The following is a 19297-nucleotide window of genomic DNA, read 5'->3' on the forward strand; positions in this document are numbered from 1 at the left end:
AAACCCGGATAAGCGGATAAACCGCAAAGCGGTTTACCGCGATGGCGCGGGGTGGAGCAGCCCGGTAGCTCGTCAGGCTCATAACCTGAAGGCCGCAGGTTCAAATCCTGCCCCCGCAACCAAATCTACCCAAAAGCCCCCAAGCAGAAATGCAAGGGGGCTTTTGGCGTTTTAACGCGCCGAAATGGACGTGCTGAGATCCAATACTTGGGGATTTCGGCGCCGATTTGGTCGTCAATCTCGCCTCTTACGGCCCGAGTTTCGATCGCACAGGCTCGGCGAGCCTGATATCGCCCGCGATGAAAGGGCGTTGGCCTGCCAATTCATGCATCGTCGGCACCGGAATGGTGTATAAATCGCGCTTCGCGAAGTTCAAAACAGAGGCCAACGGCGTAACGCTTCACGATCAGCAGGAGGAATACAGCATGGCTGATCTGATAATAAAATTGAATAGTGAGACAGCAGACGCGGTGGTAACTTCCGGTGGAAGCCAGCCGAAAGTAATCGCTGGGATTTTACACGATTTTGATGCTCGACTTGTTGCCCCGGCGCTGAGCGCCGGCGAAGCTCGACTGTATTTCCGCGTAGACGGCGTGAAGCCCGATAGAATTGAGGATCTCAGGGATCGGCTCGCGCCGCTTGAGGGAGTGGAAGCGTCTTACATCAAGCCATCTGACGAGTTGCCATAGGGGAGCGGCAGCCGGCGCTCCTCCGTCGTAAGAGGAGATGAACAATGGCACAGCCGTCCAAACCCAGCATTCGCAAAGCAAATGCCAACGGCGACAAGCCGACGCCGCCACCGTCGCCGCCCGAACTTGTCGTCGTCATGCAGCCGGAAGCGAGCATGCGAGCTTCGGCCGGCCGCTTCGAGGCACTCTCCGGAGCGCCGACCGACACCCTCAGGAGCATCCTCGCAGACAACAATGCCACGATGCGTCCGCTCTTTGGTGCGACCGAAGAGCGTATCGCGAATTTTAGCTATGAGTCCGCCGGTGTCGCTGCTTCCGCAGAGCCCGCCGACCTTGTAAATTTCTATTTGGTTGACGCGGCGCCAGAGAAGATGGAGGCGCTGACGTCCGATCTCGCGAAGCATGATCTCGTCGCTGGTGCCTATGTCAAACCAGGCGCCGAACCCGCCGCACTTTTGAATGACATGGCGCCTTCGGGCGAGGAGGCGCCGCCCACCACACCCGACTTCACGTCCCGACAAGGATACCTCGAAGCCGCGCCGGGAGGCGTGGAGGCGCGCTGGGCCTGGACGCAGGCGGGCGGTCTCGGCAGCGGCATTCGCATTATCGATATCGAGGGTGCCTGGCGTTTCACGCACGAGGACCTGACGGGCAACCAGGGTGGCGTCGTGGGCGGGACGATGTCCACTGACATCGGCTGGCGCAATCACGGCACGGCCGTGCTTGGCGAATTTAGCGGCGACGTCAACGCCTTCGGTATCGCCGGCATCGCTTCTGACGCGATTGTCAGCGCCATCTCCATCTTCGGCGGCGTCGGTTCGGCCGGAGCAATCAATGCCGCCGCCGCGCGGCTGGGTGCCGGCGACGTCATCCTGCTCGAGCTTCACCGGCCGGGGCCGCGGTTTGGCTTTGCCGGTCGCAACGATCAACGCGGCTACATCGCCATAGAGTGGTGGCCCGACGACTTCGCAGCGATCCGCAATGCGGTCAACCGCGGCATCATCGTTGTGGAAGCTGGCGGCAACGGCGCGGAAAACCTTGATGACGCGATCTACCAGACCCCAGGGACAGGGTTCCCGGCTGGTTGGACCAATCCCTTCCGCCGGTCGAACCGCGACTCAGGCGCGATCGTCGTCGGCGCCGGTGCGCCACCGCCCGGCACGCATGGCCGCAACCACGGGGCAGATCGGTCGCGTCTCGACTTCTCGAATTTCGGGGCCCTCGTCGATACGCAGGGCTGGGGGCGCGAAGTGACGACGGCGGGCTACGGGGATCTTCAAGGCGGTACCAACGAGGATATCTGGTACACGGATATGTTTTCCGGCACGTCGAGCGCATCTCCGATCATCGTCGGGGTGGCTGCATCCCTCCAAGGGATGGCGCGGGCAAGGGGCCGCGCCCCGCTTACGCCTGCCGAATTCCGCAACTGCCTGCGCACCACCGGGTCCGCCCAACAGGATGAGCCGGGCCGCCCCGCCTCCCAGCGCATCGGATCTCGACCCAATTTGCGCCAGCTCTCTATCTGTGCCTTCGGCAAGGGCAAGGAACGGAGCAAGGAAGTTGTCAAGGAGGCCAAGGAGTTCAAGGAAAGCGCCAAGGAATTGAAGGACGCCCGCAAGGAGGGCAAGGAGTTCGTCAAGGAACGCAAGGAAACAAAGGAATCCATCAAGGAATTCAAGGACGCCCGTAAGGAGCGGAAGGAGTTCAAGGAGGGGAAGGAATTCAAAGAATTCAAGGAAGGAAAGGAAAAGGACAAAGACAAGGACATCTTTGAGGGGTGGGGCGGTTTCCGGGAACGGATATCGCAGCCGACCGCTGTTGCTGGCGAAGAAGGGGAGCTCCAGGGCCGTATCGCAGCGCTCGAAGGCGCCGTCCAGGAACTCATTCATTTCATTGGCGCAGACCTCAGACCCGATCTCTCGGCATCCGCGCTCGGCGGTGATGCCAGCGGTCTGGCGAGCGGCGACGAGCAGGCCAAGCGGCTGAAGGACCAGAAGGATACCGAGGGCTTTTAAACTCGGTCCGGAGAAGAGGGGCAACCTTGTCGCGCTTGCTGATCCTCGCAAACCCTGACGACCGCGCCGCGCTTTGGCTGCGCGGCGCACTCGTCTCGCTGGCGGACATGCCGGTGCAGGTGCTGACGCCCACCCGCCTCGTCTGCGCGCGCTCGATCACGCATCGCTTGCCTTCGCCCAGCGGCGATTTCCGCTTCGAGTTCGCCGATGGCGATGTGCTCCTTGCGGGCGAAATCGTCGGCCTTGTCAATCGGATGACGGCACTTCCGACGGCCCATTTGGAATTCGCCGCCGCCGATCGCGCCTATGCGGAGGCAGAACTCCACGCTTTCCTCCTCGGTTGGCTGGGTTCGCTTGCCTGTCCGATGCTCAATCCGCCAGCGCCCGAGTCGCTTGCCGGGGCATGGCACAGTGACGTTGCCGCCCTGCATCTCGCCGCACTTGCGGGCCTTGACTGCGCCTCTGCGAGCGTCGATGCGGATACCCCGCTCGAGCCCGCTCGGGCAACCGCGGAAATGGTCCATTTCGTGCTTGATGGCAGGGTCATCGGCCCGATACTGCCTGCCCGCGACCGCGATTCGTTGCTGCAGTTCGCTCACCTTTGGGGCACGCGCCTGCTGCAAGTGGAGACCGCCAGGCAGCGGGGAAAGCTCACCTACGTTGCGGCCTCCGCCGTCCCGCACTATTCGCTTGGTGGCCACGCGCTAGTCCGGGCCATGGCCGAGGTATTGCTGGCATGATCTTGATCGCCGGCATACCTGACGAGCCGCCCGTCGCCCTTGCCATAGCGGCGGCCGAGGAGAGTGGTGCCGCTCACGTCGTCTTCGATCAGCGCGACCATCTTTCTGCTGGGCTTAAGCTCAGGCTGGATGCTGCTGCCGGCTGGCAGGGCACGCTATCGACGGCGGCGGGTGTGATCGACCTGCAGGCGATCGATGGCGTCTATGTGCGGCTGATGGACGAACGGTACTTGCCCGATGTCGTCGACCTGCCTTCGAACGCGCCCGAAAGGCTGCGGACAGCCCGGTTTCATTCGCTGCTGCACGATTGGCTCAACTCGGCGCCGGTCCGTATCGCGAGCCGCCCGCGTGCGATGTTGTCGAACATGTCGAAGACCTATCAGGCCGGCATCATCCACCGCTGCGGTTTCGATATTCCCGAAACGCTCGTGACCAACGATCCCGACGCCGTGCTTGACTTCGTCGATCGGTTAGCCGCCGAGGGGGATGACGTCGTTTACAAGTCGGTCAGCGGTACGCGCTCCATCGTCCAGACTTTTCGGGCGGCCGATCGAGCACGACTTTCGCACATTCGGTGGTGTCCGACGCAGTTTCAACGCAAGGTACGCGGCACGGATGTCCGGGTCCACGTTGTCGGTGCCCGTGTCTTCGCCACGCGGATCGAGAGTGAGGCCACGGATTATCGCTATTCCGCGCGACAGTCGGGAAGCGACGCGAAGCTCACCTCCATCGATCTGGAGCCCGGGCTTCAAAAGGCCTGCGTCGCGCTCTCTGCAGCGCTTGACCTCCCTTTTACGGGTATCGATCTCCGGCTGACGCCCGAAGGCGATGCCATCTGTTTCGAGGCGAATCCTTGCCCTGCCTACAGCTACTACCAATCGCGCACCGGCGCGCCTATCGCGGCTGCCCTTATCGACTGGCTTGCGGCGGGAGGAGCGCTAACCCGAACAAAAGCTGGTCTCGCGCCGAATGGAATGGATCGGTTGCCAGCGGTATCGCAGCCCTCCGCGTAGCGCAAAACAATCCGAGATAGCAGCAACTTTTGCGCGTCAGACAAGACGAGCGGCGCCGTCGTGTCAGAGGCGTTGCGATTGCGCGACAAGTGCCTGTTTCGAGCGGAGGCCGAGTCTCAAATCCCTGACCCGTCGAGCTGTTGCTCGTCGTCGCCTTCCCATGGCGAGGGCATCGATGTGCGGGCAAGGTTGGCCGAGGGCATCGGCATCCAGCACCTCAGTTCCGGCTCGGCGTATTCGATGATGCGGCCGGGCGACGAGTCGGAGGCGCGCCAGCCTGCCGCACCGAACTGATCGCCATTCGACCAATAGGCAAGATCAACTTCCGCCGCCCCCTGCTCGGACGGACGGATCGTCACGAGAATCCGACTTCCGTTTTTCGGTGCGCTTGCCATGTGACGCCAGGAGTCTGGCTCGGCCATCATTTTTTCTCCCGCCTGCTTGCTGGTTGCAAGTGTCGCCTCGCCATCAGGAGCGGTCAACTCAAACTTTTCAACCCAGCCTATCGATCGACCTGTTGCCCACAACGCGGCGAAACCGTGCGAAGTGTGAAGGAAGGAGGCTAGCGTATCTCGTCCATGTCGAAGAGTGGCAAGGCCAGGCAGACCGACAGGATGAGCCATGGCTCGCCCTCGATCGTTGCCCCGTCGTCCATCGGGCTCAATGTAAGATCGGGAGCGACATCGGCGCACGCCTTCTCAAGCAGGGCAATACCTTCTTCGGACGTCAGTCCGTCCGGATAACGGACAGCGTATCTTCTGCGATGGTCCAGTTCGTTTGAGGTCATTTGACGAGCTTCGACAGATCCATGGTGAGAACGAGGGGGTTCGAAGTGGCTAGGACCTACATCGTGCGGGCTCTCGCCTGTTTCGATAGCTCTTCGGGGGTAGCGGCCGCAGTCAAAAAGGATGCCCTTCGCCTCGAAAACCGTACCTATCGGGCTGGGGCCAACGACGGCATTCGTGACTTCGCGTCTGGCGTCCGCATTACGCGGCCGGCCGCCCAGGCTATGACATCAACGATGGTCTGGCGCAGCTTCAAAGCTACCCGGTGCAAGCGCGCCCGAAGCGTCATTGACAACGGTTTCGCCAAACACAGAGGCTTGAACGCCGATCAAAAGGGCCACAATTGCGGTTCGCTTTCAGGCCGAAAACCTGAGGCGGTGAGATTTTTCGCTCACGGTTTGATTTCAAACGATACTGAATGTCACTTCCTATTGCTCGCGGATCAGTGCAGAGGTTTTTCTCGTAGTTTGTATGGTTGCCCCGCGACCCAGCTTTGAGAGAACCGGCAACATGAAGAACCCGATCCCGATGACGAATTTCCCACGTGAAGACATCTTCCGTAAGGGCGATGTCTTCGTTCTGTTTGGTGAGCTCTTCGATCGGGGATACGCCACGCATCTTGTCGACCAGGCCAAGAGCGCGGGCATGGAGATTGTCGGTGTGACCGTTGGCAGGCGAGACGAAGGCAACGCGCTTCGGCCACTCAACGATGAGGAACTGGCGGCGGCCGAAGCCCGGCTCGGTGGCAAGATCATCAACGTGCCGCTGATGGCCGGTTTCGATCTCGATGCGCCGGCGGGCGAGCCCACGCCAACCGATCTTCTTGCGAAGATGACGCTGGAGACCTGGGAAGACGAAAAGCTCGATTGGGCCCATATCGAAAAATGCCGGAATGTCGGCGTCGAGCGGTTCAGGAATTCGCTGTCGCAGGTCATGCGCGTTCTTGATGGCATGATCGCGGATGGCAAGAATGTCTACTTTGCGCACACGATGGCCGGGGGAATCCCGAAAGCCAAGGTGTTCTTGGTTATCGCCAATCGCGTCTATAAAGGCCGTGGCGCGCGACACATGTCGTCGCAAACGCTGCTCGACAGCGACTTGGGCAAGCTCATCCTCCAGAACTTCGACGAAGTCTCTGCAAACACTTTCCGGCATCTGATCGATCTCAGCGCCGGCATCCGGGCCCGCATCGAGGCCTCTGGTGGCCAGGTTCGTTACTCGGCCTTCGGATACCATGGAACGGGCATTCTCGTCGCCGACGAGTACCGGTGGCAGACCTATACGAACTACACGCAAGGCTACGCCAAGATGCGCCTCGAGCGCGTTGCGCAGGAAGCCTGGGACGCGGGTATCAAGGCGACGGTCTACAACTGCCCGGAAATTCGCACCAATTCGTCCGACGTCTTCGCAGGCATCGAACTACCCCTTATTCCGCTCCTGCTCGCACTCAAGAAAGAGGGCGGCGGTGAATGGGTTGAGCAACAATGGCAGGCCTGCCAGAAGCTTCTGGCGGACGAGTTCACGGTCGAGGATGTCCTCCAGAAGATCTCCGATCTTCAGGTTAGCGACGTGATGCAGCCCTTCTACGACTTTTCGTCCTGGCCGATGCCCAACAACCAGGGGCAGTCCGACCTGACGATCGGAACGTCGAACGAAATCACGTCGATGCACAAGGACGGCAAGGCGCTGATCTCCGACCTCTTGAGCCGGCTGGTTGTCGAGGCGGTCGGGCAGCTCATCTTCCGGGAAAGCTCCGAGCCGTCGGGGCCCGTCCTGTGGCTCAACCACGACATCGTCGCGCGCACGTTGGTCCAGACAAAGGGCGTTTCGCGCAACACGCGCGAAGCGGCCTGAGACGACACGTCTAGCGACGGCCATTGGTGAGCGAGCTTAAGGCGACGCAGCTGATCAGGCCGGTCGCCTTCGACCTGACGGAAGCCCGATGGGCGGAAGACCCCAGCGTGGAACGCGAACAGCGCGTGCCGTGTTGCGCGCAAGCGGGGCCGTTCGTCGCGAAATCTCTATCTTGCTTCGGCGGGGCCTTTACCCTGCCCGTCGAGCAGCCAGGCAATGCTGACCTGCAAAATGCCGGCCATCATGTCGAGGCGGTTGGAACGCGGCTCGGCGCGGTCGTTTTCCCAGTTCGTCCACGTCTCCTCAGTCACGCCGGCGATTGCGGCGATCTGCTCGACCGAAAGGCCAATGGTGTCGCGGGCAAGCGAGATGCGTCCGCCGATCGTGTCGTCGGCGCCGTCAGCCATGGCGTGTGGCGCAAGCATGTCGTTCAGCATGTCGATGATCCTTATGTTCTGGAAAGTTCGCCCGCAGACGGGCCGCGGGCGTTGATTGGGCGCTAGCGATCGGCCTCAGCCGTCGTCCTTGGCGAGCCAGGCTTTGATCTGGTCGGGATGGTCAGCGATGTAGGTGTCGACGGCCTTTTCGTAGGACGTCTGCTGGGCGCCGAACATCGCCGCCTCGAGATCGCCGATCGGCAGCTTCATGCGTGACAGGAAGCCAGCAACCTCGGGATGGTCCTTCTCGAAATCCTTGCGCGCTAGCACGTCCACATGTTCGGCCTTGCCGAGCGAGTTCTTCGGGTCGGCGATGTAGCGAAGCTCGTGTTTGCCGAACATCCAGTGCGGGCTCCAGGAGGTGGCGACAAACCAGTCCTTCTTGCGCATCGCCCGGTCGACCGTGGTCAGCATGCCGGCCTCGCTGGAGATCTGCAGCTTGTAGCCGTCAAGTTCGTAGTCCTTGACCGCCTTCTCGGACAGCCTTGTGAGGCCGGCACCTGGATCGATACCCTCGATTCGGCCCTTGAGCTTGTCCTTCACGTCGTCCTTCTTGAGGTCGTCGATTGAAGCGATGGCGTCCTCAGGGATGTATTTTGGGACCACCCAACCAAGCTTGGCGCCATCGTAAACGGTCCCGAGCGTGGTCACCTTGTCCTTCACCCTGGCGAAGTAGTCGGCATGGGTTTCGGGCAGCCATGCCATCATCATCGCATCGAGGTCGCCGCGGGCCACACCCTGGTAGAGTGGGGCTACGTCCGTCTGGACCAGTTCGACGTCCTGGCCAAGCTCGTCCTTGATGAGCTTAGCGGCAAGCTTGGTAACGAACTCTGCGTCGGACCAGGCGGCCCAACCGATCTTGACCGGCTCCTTGTCTTCCGCCGCGGCCGTGCCGAACGCGCCGGTAGCGATGCTGGCCGCAAGGCTCATTGTCATGAGGCTCTTGAACATGGGTGCTCCTTTTTGAAGGTTCGCAGTCGGCGGCGCGGATGGCCGCCGTTTCGAGTGGTCCGCCGGGTTGTCAGGCGGTGGCGGGCGAGGCCAAAGGCCGTTGCGCCTGTCGGCGGAAAAGGATGCGCCAGGGGTTCGCCCGCTCCTTGCCGAAACTCTGGGTGATCCGGTCGAGAACGACAGCAAGAATGACGACGGCGAGGCCGCCTTCGAAGCCGGTTCCGACATCGAGGCGCTGGATCCCCGTCAGGACCGTATTGCCAATGCCACCCGCACCGATCATCGAGGCGATCACGACCATCGAAAGCGAGAGCATGATCGTCTGGTTGATGCCGGCCATGATCGACGGCATCGCGTTCGGCAGTTGCACCTTCAGGAGCAACTGCCAGGCGGTGCAGCCGAAGGCGTTGCCGGCCTCGATGAATTCCACATGCACCTGACGGATGCCGAGGTTGGTGAGACGCACGACCGGCGGCATCGAGAAGATCACCGTCGCGATCGTGCCGGGCACGGCGCCTAGGCCGAAGAACATGGCCGCCGGGATCAGGTAGACGAAGGCGGGCATCGTCTGCATGAGGTCGAGCACGGGCCGCACGGCCGTTGCTGCCCGATCGCTGCGCGCCGTGGCGATGCCGAGCGGCAGGCCGATCAACATGGCGACAAGCGTCGATGCGATGACCAGCGACAGCGTTTCCATCATGGCGGACCAGAGGCCCATGTGATCGACCAGCAGTAGCGACAGACCGGTAAAGACCGCAAAGCCAAAGCCGACGCGCCACAGTGAAATGAGGACGAAAAGCGCAAGGCCCACGGGCAAAGGCGTGGCGAGCAACACGTCCTGGATAGTGTTGGTCACCGCGCCGATCGCGGCGGCGATGAGATCAAGCAGCGGGGCGAAATTGTCGAGGATGTAGTTGACGGCGCTGTCGACGCCGTCACCGATATCGAAAGTCATGAATAGTCTCCGGACGGGCTGGATCAGGCGGTGCGGTCGAGCGTTTCGAGCAGCGCGGATTTGCTGATGGAGCCGAGGTAGCGGTTGGCCTCGTCGATGACGGGCACGGGAAAGGCACTTGCGGCGACCTGACCGAGCACGTTGGACAGGCTTTCCGATGCCGCGATCGGCTCGATGTTCGGCAAGAAGGCTCGCCGATAGGGATCAGCCCCGCCGTCGCGGGTGGTGGCGATCAGCGAGGTGCGGCTGACCATGCCGTGATATGTCTTGTCGCGGCCGAGGATGATGGCGACGTCGCGGTCGTAGTGCTCCATGCGCTCAAGCGCTGCGGCCGCCGAGACGCCCTGGCGCTCGATGATCGTCACCTGCGTCCTGCGCGCCACGTCGCCGGCGCGGAAGACCTGCGAAACGTCGACGTTGCGGAAGAACGACCGCACGTAGTCGTTGGCGGGCTTGAGCACGATTTCGTCAGGCGTGCCGACTTGAACCACCTCGCCGTTCTGCATGATGCAGATGCGGTCGCCGATCCGCATCGCCTCATCGAGATCGTGGCTGACGAAAACGATGGTCCGGCTGTGCTCGGCCTGAAGGCGAACGAGTTCGTCCTGCATTTCCGTGCGGATGAGCGGGTCGAGCGCGGAAAAGGCTTCGTCCATGAGCAGGACGGATGGTTCTGCTGCCAACGCCCGCGCAAGGCCGACGCGCTGCTTCATGCCGCCGGACAGCTGGTCCGGGCGGCTGTCGTCGTAGCCATCGAGACCGACGGCGTGCAAGGCCGTTCTGGCGCGCGCCTTGCGCTCGGCTTCACCGACGCCGGCGACCTCCAGCCCGAAGGCGGCATTGTCGATGACGGACCGATTGGGCAGAAGCGCGAAGGACTGGAAGACCATGCTGATGTCGCGGCGGCGCAATTCAATCAGCTCTTTGCGTGGCAGACGCGCCACGTCTTTGCCGTCGATCTCGATCGAACCGGAACTGGGCTCGATCAGCCGGTTGAGAAGGCGCAGCATGGTCGACTTGCCGGAACCCGAGAGCCCCATGATGACGAAGATTTCGCCGGCGCAGATGTCGAAACTGGCGTTGTTGACGCCGATGGTGCAGCCCGTCTCGGCGTGAATTTCCGCCTTGGTCTTGCCGGCGTTGAGAAGCTCAAGCGCCGTATCCGGTCGCTCGCCGAAAACCTTGAAAACGTTCTTGATACTGATCTTGACCGGTCGCTCGATTGCCGCCGGGTCGCTCTCAGTTGCAAATGCCATATGTCTTGGGCCCGGCTCCGGAAGTCGGACACTCTCCTTTGTTTGCTTAAGGGCTGATGAAACGATCAGCGAGATGGAATTGCGCAAAAGCCAAACGGCGTGACGCAAACACGACATCATGTCGCAGCATGAGTGTCTTCTGGCACGTTCGTGCCACAATGTCCAGTTTGTAAGAATAAAAAACTAATAAGTGACCGAATGTGCGAGGAAACGTGGAATGCTTTTCGCAGTGATCCGCGACGTCAGTTCTTGCGTCTCGGCGAGCGCATTTTCAGGGCAGGTCCATTGTCAGCCGCATATTCTCCACCGTGGCGCGCGTCGCCTCGACATAGGCGTCGACAAGGTGGCGGTTTTTCGTATCGCGAAGCCAGCAGAGACTGAGATCGGACGCAACCGTGGGCGCGAAGGGCCTGATCGTAAGCTGGTGACGCTGGCCATAGGCAAAAACCGGATCGACAATGGCAATCCCCAATCCATTGGCGACCATTTCACACACCGCCGGCGCGAGCGTTGCGTCCATGATGTAGTTCAAACGGATGCCGTAGCCGTCGAGCGTGCTTTCGATCTTCTGGCGGATGCGGTTGTCTGCGGCAAAGGCGATATAGGGCTCGCCGTCGATGTCGGCGGGACCGATTTGGTGCTTTGCGGCAAAGCGATGGCCCTGCGGTGCAATGCAGACAAGGTCTCCGCCGCGCAAGGGAACGCATTCGATATAGGGGTTGTCGGTGTTGCGATTGATCAGGCCGATGTCGACCTGCTTGGAGAGCAGCCATTCAACGATGAACTGCGAGCTGCGGATCACCACGGAAATGTAGGCATCGCCGTACTTGGCGAGAAAGCGTTTGTTGGTGTGACTGATGAAGAGACCGGACAGCGCCGGCATGACGCCGACCGATATTTGTCCAAGCTCTTCGCGCCGGATGAGGTCGACGGCCCGCTCGATCTGCTTGATGCCGGCAAACACGCGATCGATCTCCTTGTAGAGCCGCATCCCGTGCTCTGAAGGGATCAGTCGGCCCTTGACGCGGTCAAAGAGGGCAAGTTCCGTGTCCTCTTCCAGATGCGCCAGGAGCTTGCTCACCGCGGGCTGCGAGATATGCAGCACTTCCGCGGCACGACTGACGGTTCCACATTCAATCACGGCCTTTAAAGCCTCGATTTGTCGCAGGTTGGGCGCGCGCTTCATCCCATAACTTCTCACAGTGCCGAACTGCCGCCAAGCTAGCTCTACCTGCGGATGTTGACAATCCGACCGCCTGCGATCCTTGCAATACAACGCTCGTTTGCTCAATGGCCTCAGCGGCATCCTATAACCTTTTGGAATGGATGCAGGCTCAAATACAATTAGACGACCCAAGTTTGCTGAGCCAGTCTTTGCGCAGGCTACAACCGCATCGATCCGGATGCGCGATTGGCGACCGGTTCAAAAAACGGACCGGCGCCTATCAAGTCACGCTGGGAGGCGCGAGGGGAACAATGGTTATCGGACAGAAGATCAATCGCAGAAACGCGCTCAAGCTGCTGGGGGCCGGCGGCGCAACTCTTCTTGCAGCGCCGTACCTGATCCGGTCGGCGCGCGCTGAGGGGTCGGTTCTCAACATCACCACCTATGACAAGTTCCTGCCGCAGGACTTCATCGAGCAATTCCAGAAGGATAGCGGCATCGAGGTGCGCATCCGGCTGACGGACGACCAGGGCAAGCAGTACAATCTGCTGACCGCGGAAGGCGCCAATCCGACGACCGATATCGTGACGGTCGCGGGTCATCGCTATGGTCAGTTCATCGGCTCGAAGCTGGTCCAGGCTTTGGACACAGCAAAGCTGCGCAACTGGTCGAACCTCAATCCTGCCTATCAGGACGCCGCCTGGGCGCGCTTCGAAGGCGATCTGTGGGGACTGCCGATCCTTGCCGGCTACGAAGGTCTTGTCCGCAACACCGATTACGTGAGCGAGGTCGATAGCTGGGGCGTCATGTTCGACGAGAAGTATGAGGGCCTGACCGCTTACATGGCGGGCGATTTCATGTCGATCACGATGAAGTATCTCGGTCATGACGGCGACTTCGTCACCTATACCGACAAGGTCGAAGAGGCGCAGAAGGCCGCCAGCGAGGCGCGTGACTACCTGATCAAGCACAAGCACATGGTGCGCAAATACTACGATGCGGCCAGCGAAGTGCAGCAGATGTTCATCAACGAGGATATCCATCTGGCGCAGGCGTGGTCGGGTCCGGCCGCCAAGCTGATCATGGATGGCGTACCGGTCAAATTGTCCGTGCCGAAGGAAGGCACCTACGGCTTCTGCTACACGCTCAACATCGTCAACAACGCGCCCAATGCCGAGAACGCCTACAAGCTGTTCGACGCGATCCTCGCCAATCCTGAGGTCGGCGCCACGATGACGCGCGCCTCCGGCTTCAGCTCGACGATCTCGGGCGTCGACAAGCTGCTCAACGACAAGGAGCGGCTGGCGTCGACGCTGCCGCAGGACGAACTCGAGCGCGTCACCTTCTTCAGCTCGCTCAACCGTTCGCTGAAAAACGAAATCATTGACCGCGCCGTTGCCGAACTGAAGGCGGCCTAAGCAACCGCAGAGCGACTGCCACCTGCCCCCGTCACGGCGACGGGGGCAGAACGGAGACGCATGTCTCGTCGCCAGCTCTCAGGGGTTTGGCGGACAAGGTTTGGGATAGTTCTATGGCCGTGGGAACACATGCGGCAGGTGGCGGAATTCCCGTCCGTGCCGCGCAAATGAAATATTCGACCGGCGTTGCGAGGGTTATTCACTCGCCACTCTACCGGTACACGCTCGGCGCGCTCGCCGAATGGCGATACGGGCGCATCCTGCTTTTGGCCGGCGTGCCGGTTGTCTGGATGCTGATGATGCACATCGGCCCGATCTACGAAATGCTGCGCATCAGCCTTCTGTCCAGCTATCCGCCGCAGCCGGGCGTAGAGGCAAATTTCACGCTCGACAACTACGCGCTGTTCTTCAGTGAAAAGCTCTACTGGATGCCGCTGCTGCGCAGCTTCATCTACGCGTCAGTTGCAACCGCGGTTACCCTGATCGTGGTCTATCCGGTCGCCTACTACGTGGCAAAGGTGGTGTCCGCCGGCAGCCGGTCGCGTGCGCTCCTCCTGTTGCTGGCACCGTTCTGGGCGGGCGAAATCATCCGCATCTTCTCGGTCATCATGCTTCTGGCCAACCGTGGCGCCGTCAACGTGTTGCTCAGGGAAATCGGGCTGACGGAGCGCCCGATCCAGATGCTCTACACCTCGTTTTCGATCAGCTTCGGCCTGGTCTACATGGTCTGCCTCTACATGCTGCTGCCGCTTTACTCGGCGATCGAGAAGATTCCGAAGTCTCTGCTGGACGCATCGGCGGATCTCGGGGCAGGGCCGTTCACGCGCTTCCGCCGCATCATCCTGCCGCTTTCGCGCGACGGCATCGTATCGGGATGTTCGCTGGTCTTCCTCACCTGCATGGGCGTGTTTGCCGCCCCCATTCTGTTGGGTGGACCGACGACCAGCATGTTCTCCGAAACGATCAGCAGCTTCTTCCATGGCGCCAGCAGCCGTTGGCAGGCGGGAGCGGCCTTCGCGATGATCATGCTCGCCACGTCGTTGGTGACCGTCGGTCTGTTCATGCGGGTCGTTGGCGGCTCAAAACAAAGGACGTTCTGATGCGAGCCTTCTTTCACGATTGGCCGCAGCTGGCCCTCAAATCCTTCTACTGGCTGTTCGTCCTTTATCTGTTTCTGCCGCTGTCGCTCATGGTTGCGGTCAGCTTCAAGGATGCGAGCTTCATCTCGTTTCCGCTCGGGGACCTGACGATCGATTGGTATGCCAAGGTTATCAAGGACAAGCAGTTCCTGGACGCCTGCCTCTACACGATCATGATCGCCGCAGCGACGACGCTCATCGCATCGGTGATCGGGGTCTGGATCGCGATGCTGATCGGATCGCTGCGCGGGACCGCTCAATACGTGGCTTTCGCCGTCGCCTGTCTGCCGGCGGTGGTACCCGGGATGATCTCGGCAATCTCGCTGCGCATCTTCATCACCACCATCGACCTGCCGACCGGGACAGTGGCCATCATTCTTGGTCACGTCGTTCACGCGGTACCCTTCGTGGTGGTCATGGTGCTGACCCGGCTGCGCTCCATGCCCGGAAACCTGGTCGATGCGGCCCGCGACCTTGGCGCAGACGGCATCGTCACCTTCTTCCGCGTCACCCTTCCGTACCTCGGACCGGCCATCTTCGGCGGCATGATCTTCTGCCTCCTGCTGTCGAGCGATGACTTCGTCCGCACCTTCTTCCTCGGCGGCTACCGGCCGACGCTGCCGATGCTGATCTTCGCCCGCGTCCAGTCCGGCATGTCGCCCGAGATCAACGTCATGGCGACGCTCGTCCTGGTGGTGACCGCCATGGTCGGCCTCTACGCAGAATATCTCACACGTCGTTCGAGGATCCGCTGATGGAACCGGTTGTTCAGTTCGAAAATGTCACGAAGAGCTTCGGCAACTTCGTCGCCGTCGATAATCTCAATCTCAATATCGAGCGCGGAAAATTCGTGACGCTGCTCGGCCCTTCCGGCTGCGGCAAGTCGACGACGCTGCGCATGCTCGGCGGGTTCGAAACGCCCACGAGCGGTCGCATCCTGCTCTCTGGCCGCGATGTGACGCCCATCCCACCGAACCGGCGCAACGTCAACATCGTGTTTCAGGACTATGCTCTGTTCCCGCACATGACGGTTGCGAAGAACATCGCCTTCGGCCTGGAGCTGAAGGGCGCCGACCAGAAACAGATCCAGAGGCGCGTCTCAGAACTCCTCGAACTTGTGCAACTGCAGGAGTTCGCCGGCCGCCTTCCATCCGAACTGTCGGGCGGGCAGCGCCAGCGCGTCGCCCTGATGCGCGCCCTGGCGCCAGATCCCGACGTTCTGCTGCTCGACGAGCCGCTGTCGGCGCTCGACGCGAAGCTTCGCCAGACGATGCAGATCGAGCTCAAGGCGATCCAGGAGCAAACCGGCAAGACCTTCATGTTCGTCACCCACGATCAGGAAGAGGCACTCACCATGTCGGACACGATCGTGGTCATGAACAATGGCCGGATCGAGCAGATGGGCGACCCCGTCACGCTGTACAACCGGCCGAACTCTGCCTTCGTGGCAACCTTCCTCGGAGAGACCAATCTGCTGCGCTCCGATGTCGTGGGCACCGAGGCGGGCGAAGCCGCCGTCCGGTGGAACGGCGTGACCATCAAGGCAGCGGACGGTGCACTTTCCCCCAGGGCAGGCGATGCGATCTACGTCGTGTTGCGGCCGGAAGCGATCCAATGCTCGGCGCGCGAGCCCAGCATGGCAAACCGGGTCCAGGGGCGCATCCGCCAACGCGTTTTCAAGGGCAACCACACATCGCTCAAGGTCGAAATCGGCGAAGGGCACCTGCTGAACGCCCTTGTTCACCCGAGCGAAGTGGAAGGTCTCAACCACGACGATGTCTGGATCGGCTGGTCGCCAGAAGCCACCACGCTCATTCCTTCCCGTAACGCGGCGTCATAGCCGCACTGCCAACGACGGGCGCTGCCCGTTTCCGATTATCAAGTGAAATGGAAAATGACATGCGTGTAGGTATCGCGGGTGCGGGCTCTATCGCCTTCGGCACAGCCGCACTTCTTGAAAAACTCGGACACAAGGCAGCGCTCTGGTCGCCATCCGGGACAGGGACCCTGGCGCTCGCCGAGGGAGAGAGCCTGACAGCCGAAGGAGCCATCGAAGGTGCGTTCAATCCGGCCGTCGCCGAGAGCGCAGAGGATCTGGTTCGCGATGCGGATGCAATCGTCATCGCGCTGCCGGCCTATGGCCACAGGTTCGTGCTGGACGCCATCGCGCCCCATGTCAGCGCCGGGCAGGTGGTGATCTTCAGCTCGCACACCTCCTTCGGAGCGCTCTATCTTTCATCGCTTCTGGCCGCGCGCGGCATAACCGTGCCGATCGTCGCCTGGGGCACGACAATCGTCAGCGGCAGAAAGCTCGGGCCGGCGGTGGTCCAGGTCAATACGGTCCGCAAGCAGGTTGATCTCGCGACGGTTCCGACGTCGGAGAGCGCCCGCGGACACGCGGTTTCTACGGCGCTGTTCGGCGAGCATTTCGTTGACCGCGGCAGCCTGCTGGCAATTGCGCTCTCGAACCTCAATCCGCAAAACCACCTCGGGATCGCGCTCGGCAACATGTCACGCATGGAGCAGGGAGAGCACTGGGTGCAGGCCCAGAACGTCACTCCCAACATCGGCCGTCTTCTGGAAACGCTCGATCGCGAACGCCTGGCCGTCGCCGAGAAGCTGGACCTGAAAGTGCGCGACATTTTTCAGCATTTCCATCTGTCGTTCCATGTGCCCGTCAGCACCATTTCGCAGATGAACCAGGAGATGCACCAGTCTGGGCACAATGGTACCGGTCCCGCCACGGCAGACAGCCGTTATGTAACGGAAGATGTGCCGTTCGGGTTGGTCGTGACCGCCAAGCTCGCGCGTCTGGCGGGATGCCCCGCTGCCCTGCACGAAGCCGGGATTCGCATCTTCTCGGCCATGTACGGGCGGGACTTCGAAGGTGAGAACAACCTCCTGCCGGAACTGGGCCTCGAGCGCCTGGATCTCGAAGGTCTCGACGCCTTGTGCCGGAAGGGGTTCACGGCTGCAGCGACTGAGGCGGCGCAACGCGTGGGAGGACGCGCCTGAATGAACGAGCGCTTCCTGTCCCATCTCCGTCTAGAACTTGAGGGCCTGAAGTCATCAGGTCTCTACAAGTCGGAGCGTGTCATCACCTCGAAGCAGGCGGGCGAGATTGCGGTCGCCTCGGGCGAGCGGGTGCTCAACTTCTGCGCCAACAACTATCTCGGCCTGGCCGACAACGCGGAGCTGGCCGAGGCCGGCAAGCAGGCGCTCGACCGTTACGGCTACGGCATGGCGTCGGTGCGCTTCATCTGCGGCACGCAGGAGGAGCATAAGCAGCTCGAGGCACGCATTTCGTCGTTTCTCGGGCTGGAAGACACCATCCTCTATTCCTCCTGCTTCGACGCCAATGGCGGCCTGTTCGAGACGCTGCTCGGTGAAGAGGATGCGATCGTCTCCGACGCCTTGAACCATGCCTCGATCATCGACGGCGTGCGGCTGTCGAAGGCCAAGCGCTTCCGCTATGCCAACAACGACATGGCAGCACTGGAAGAGGAGCTGAAGAAGGCGGAAGGCAGCCGCTTCAAGCTGATCGCCACCGACGGCGTGTTCTCGATGGACGGCATCATCGCCAATCTTAAAGGGGTCTGCGACCTTGCCGACAAGTATGGCGCGATGGTCATGGTCGACGACAGCCATGCGGTCGGCTTTGTCGGCAGGAATGGTCGCGGCTCGGCCGAGCATTGCGGCGTCGAGGGACGCATCGACATCATCACCGGCACGCTCGGCAAGGCGCTCGGCGGCGCGTCGGGCGGCTACACCTCCGGCAAGGCCGAGGTCGTCGAGTGGCTGCGGCAGCGCTCGCGGCCCTATCTGTTCTCCAACACGCTGGCGCCGGTGATTGCCGCTGCCTCGCTGAAAGTCTTCGACCTGATCGACAACGGCGACGCCCTGCGCGAGCGGCTCTATGCCAATGCCAATCTGTTTCGCACGGAGATGTCGAAGCTCGGCTTCACGCTTGCCGGCGAGGGGCACCCGATCATTCCGGTGATGCTCGGCGATGCAGCACTCGCCCAGGAGATGGCGGCGCGCATGCTGAAGAAGGGCGTCTACGTCATCGGCTTTTCCTTCCCGGTGGTGCCGAAGGGGCAGGCGCGTATCCGCACGCAGATGTCGGCGGCCCACAGCGAAGGCGACGTGCGCCGGGCAATCGCCGCCTTCGAAGAGGTCGGCCGCGAGCTTGGCGTGATCTGAGGGAGAGATCGATGACGAACATGATGAAGGCGCTGGTCAAGTCTAAGGCGGAAGTCGGGCTTTGGATGGAGCGCGTGCCGGTGCCGGAGATCGGCCCCAACGACGTGCTGATCAAGGTGAAGAAGTCGGCGATCTGCGGCACCGACGTGCACATCTGGAACTGGGACCAATGGGCGCAAAAGACCATTCCGGTGCCGATGGTGGTCGGCCACGAGTTCATGGGCGAGATCGCCGAGGTCGGCTCGGCCGTCACCAAATATCATGTCGGCGAGCGGGTCTCGGGCGAGGGGCATATCGTCTGCGGCAAGTGCCGCAACTGCCGCGCCGGCCGCGGGCATCTCTGCCGCAACACGCTCGGTGTCGGCGTCAACCGGCCGGGCTCGTTCGGCGAGTTCGTCTGCCTGCCGGAATATAACGTCGTTCCGATCCCCGAGGACGTGCCCGATGAAGTCGCGGCGATCTTCGATCCGTTCGGCAATGCCGTGCACACGGCCCTTTCCTTCGATCTCGTCGGCGAGGACGTGCTTGTCACCGGTGCCGGCCCGATCGGCATCATGGGGGCGATGGTTGCCAAGCGTTCGGGTGCGCGCAAGGTGGTCATCACCGACATCAACCCGACGCGGCTGGCGCTCGCCAAGAGCGTCGGCATCGACCATGTCGTCGATGCGTCGAAGGAG

At 61.7% G+C, this 19297-nt stretch carries 19 protein-coding genes and 1 tRNA gene; 13 read left to right on the top strand and 7 right to left on the bottom strand.

Going from position 1 to position 19297, the window contains the following annotated elements; translation table 11 throughout:
* The first annotated feature begins 45 nt into the window (after positions 1 to 45).
* The 5 genes from VGO04_RS05985 (at position 46) to VGO04_RS06005 (ending at position 4457) form a co-directional block, all read left to right on the top strand.
* Positions 46 to 122 (top strand) — tRNA-Met (locus VGO04_RS05985).
* A 105-nt stretch (positions 123 to 227) separates the two neighbouring features.
* Positions 228 to 689, top strand: coding sequence for a hypothetical protein (locus VGO04_RS05990; protein WP_327495049.1), 462 nt, complete (start codon positions 228 to 230; stop codon positions 687 to 689).
* Between the two features lie 44 nt (positions 690 to 733).
* Positions 734 to 2704 (top strand): S8 family serine peptidase, encoded by a 1971-nt coding sequence (locus VGO04_RS05995; protein ID WP_327495050.1) that lies wholly within the window; start codon positions 734 to 736, stop codon positions 2702 to 2704.
* 26 nt (positions 2705 to 2730) lie between these two features.
* Positions 2731 to 3444 (top strand): hypothetical protein, encoded by a 714-nt coding sequence (locus tag VGO04_RS06000; RefSeq protein WP_327495051.1) that lies wholly within the window; start codon positions 2731 to 2733, stop codon positions 3442 to 3444.
* On the top strand, positions 3441 to 4457 hold the full coding sequence (locus VGO04_RS06005; RefSeq protein WP_327495052.1) for a hypothetical protein: 1017 nt from the start codon (positions 3441 to 3443) through the stop codon (positions 4455 to 4457). The genes VGO04_RS06000 and VGO04_RS06005 overlap by 4 nt, the downstream gene beginning before the upstream one ends.
* Before the next feature lie 116 nt (positions 4458 to 4573).
* Here VGO04_RS06005 and VGO04_RS06010 read toward each other — a convergent pair whose 3' ends face one another.
* Positions 4574 to 4879, bottom strand: coding sequence for a hypothetical protein (locus tag VGO04_RS06010; protein WP_327495054.1), 306 nt, complete (start codon positions 4877 to 4879; stop codon positions 4574 to 4576).
* Between the two features lie 140 nt (positions 4880 to 5019).
* Positions 5020 to 5244 (bottom strand): hypothetical protein, encoded by a 225-nt coding sequence (locus VGO04_RS06015; protein WP_327495055.1) that lies wholly within the window; start codon positions 5242 to 5244, stop codon positions 5020 to 5022.
* A 508-nt stretch (positions 5245 to 5752) separates the two neighbouring features.
* Between VGO04_RS06015 and VGO04_RS06020 the strand changes: the two genes are divergently transcribed.
* Entirely contained in the window at positions 5753 to 7096 is a 1344-nt protein-coding gene (locus tag VGO04_RS06020; RefSeq protein ID WP_327495056.1) for an enoyl ACP reductase FabMG family protein, read from the top strand.
* 167 nt (positions 7097 to 7263) lie between these two features.
* On the opposite strand, the gene VGO04_RS06025 is transcribed toward VGO04_RS06020, so the two are convergent.
* The 5 genes from VGO04_RS06025 to VGO04_RS06045 form a co-directional block, all read right to left on the bottom strand.
* Positions 7264 to 7533: a helix-turn-helix transcriptional regulator gene (locus tag VGO04_RS06025; protein WP_327495057.1), complete on the bottom strand. Its 270-nt coding sequence runs from the start codon at positions 7531 to 7533 to the stop codon at positions 7264 to 7266.
* A 75-nt stretch (positions 7534 to 7608) separates the two neighbouring features.
* Positions 7609 to 8484, bottom strand: coding sequence for a glycine betaine ABC transporter substrate-binding protein (locus VGO04_RS06030; RefSeq protein ID WP_327495058.1), 876 nt, complete (start codon positions 8482 to 8484; stop codon positions 7609 to 7611).
* 70 nt (positions 8485 to 8554) lie between these two features.
* Positions 8555 to 9439, bottom strand: coding sequence for a proline/glycine betaine ABC transporter permease (locus VGO04_RS06035; protein WP_327495059.1), 885 nt, complete (start codon positions 9437 to 9439; stop codon positions 8555 to 8557).
* Positions 9440 to 9462: 23 nt separating this feature from the next.
* On the bottom strand, positions 9463 to 10695 hold the full coding sequence (gene proV, locus VGO04_RS06040) for a glycine betaine/L-proline ABC transporter ATP-binding protein ProV (protein ID WP_327495060.1): 1233 nt from the start codon (positions 10693 to 10695) through the stop codon (positions 9463 to 9465).
* Between the two features lie 271 nt (positions 10696 to 10966).
* Positions 10967 to 11881, bottom strand: coding sequence for a LysR substrate-binding domain-containing protein (locus VGO04_RS06045; RefSeq protein WP_327495061.1), 915 nt, complete (start codon positions 11879 to 11881; stop codon positions 10967 to 10969).
* A gap of 290 nt (positions 11882 to 12171) precedes the next feature.
* On the opposite strand from VGO04_RS06045, the gene VGO04_RS06050 reads away from it, so the two are divergent.
* The 7 genes from VGO04_RS06050 to tdh form a co-directional block, all read left to right on the top strand.
* Positions 12172 to 13278, top strand: coding sequence for an extracellular solute-binding protein (locus VGO04_RS06050; RefSeq protein ID WP_327495062.1), 1107 nt, complete (start codon positions 12172 to 12174; stop codon positions 13276 to 13278).
* 113 nt (positions 13279 to 13391) lie between these two features.
* Entirely contained in the window at positions 13392 to 14378 is a 987-nt protein-coding gene (locus VGO04_RS06055) for an ABC transporter permease (protein ID WP_327495063.1), read from the top strand.
* On the top strand, positions 14378 to 15172 hold the full coding sequence (locus VGO04_RS06060; RefSeq protein ID WP_327495064.1) for an ABC transporter permease: 795 nt from the start codon (positions 14378 to 14380) through the stop codon (positions 15170 to 15172). Before VGO04_RS06055 ends, VGO04_RS06060 begins: the two co-directional genes overlap by 1 nt.
* Positions 15172 to 16257 (top strand): ABC transporter ATP-binding protein, encoded by a 1086-nt coding sequence (locus VGO04_RS06065; protein ID WP_327495065.1) that lies wholly within the window; start codon positions 15172 to 15174, stop codon positions 16255 to 16257. Before VGO04_RS06060 ends, VGO04_RS06065 begins: the two co-directional genes overlap by 1 nt.
* Positions 16258 to 16316: 59 nt before the next feature.
* Positions 16317 to 17432 (top strand): NAD/NADP octopine/nopaline dehydrogenase family protein, encoded by a 1116-nt coding sequence (locus VGO04_RS06070; RefSeq protein ID WP_327495066.1) that lies wholly within the window; start codon positions 16317 to 16319, stop codon positions 17430 to 17432.
* Entirely contained in the window at positions 17433 to 18620 is a 1188-nt protein-coding gene (locus VGO04_RS06075) for a glycine C-acetyltransferase (protein WP_327495067.1), read from the top strand.
* Between the two features lie 11 nt (positions 18621 to 18631).
* The coding region (gene tdh, locus VGO04_RS06080; RefSeq protein WP_327495068.1) for an L-threonine 3-dehydrogenase at positions 18632 to 19297 on the top strand (666 nt) is incomplete at its 3' end.

Source organism: Ensifer sp. (assembly GCF_035999185.1).
In the GTDB taxonomy this organism is placed as follows: Bacteria; Pseudomonadota; Alphaproteobacteria; order Rhizobiales; family Rhizobiaceae; genus Ensifer.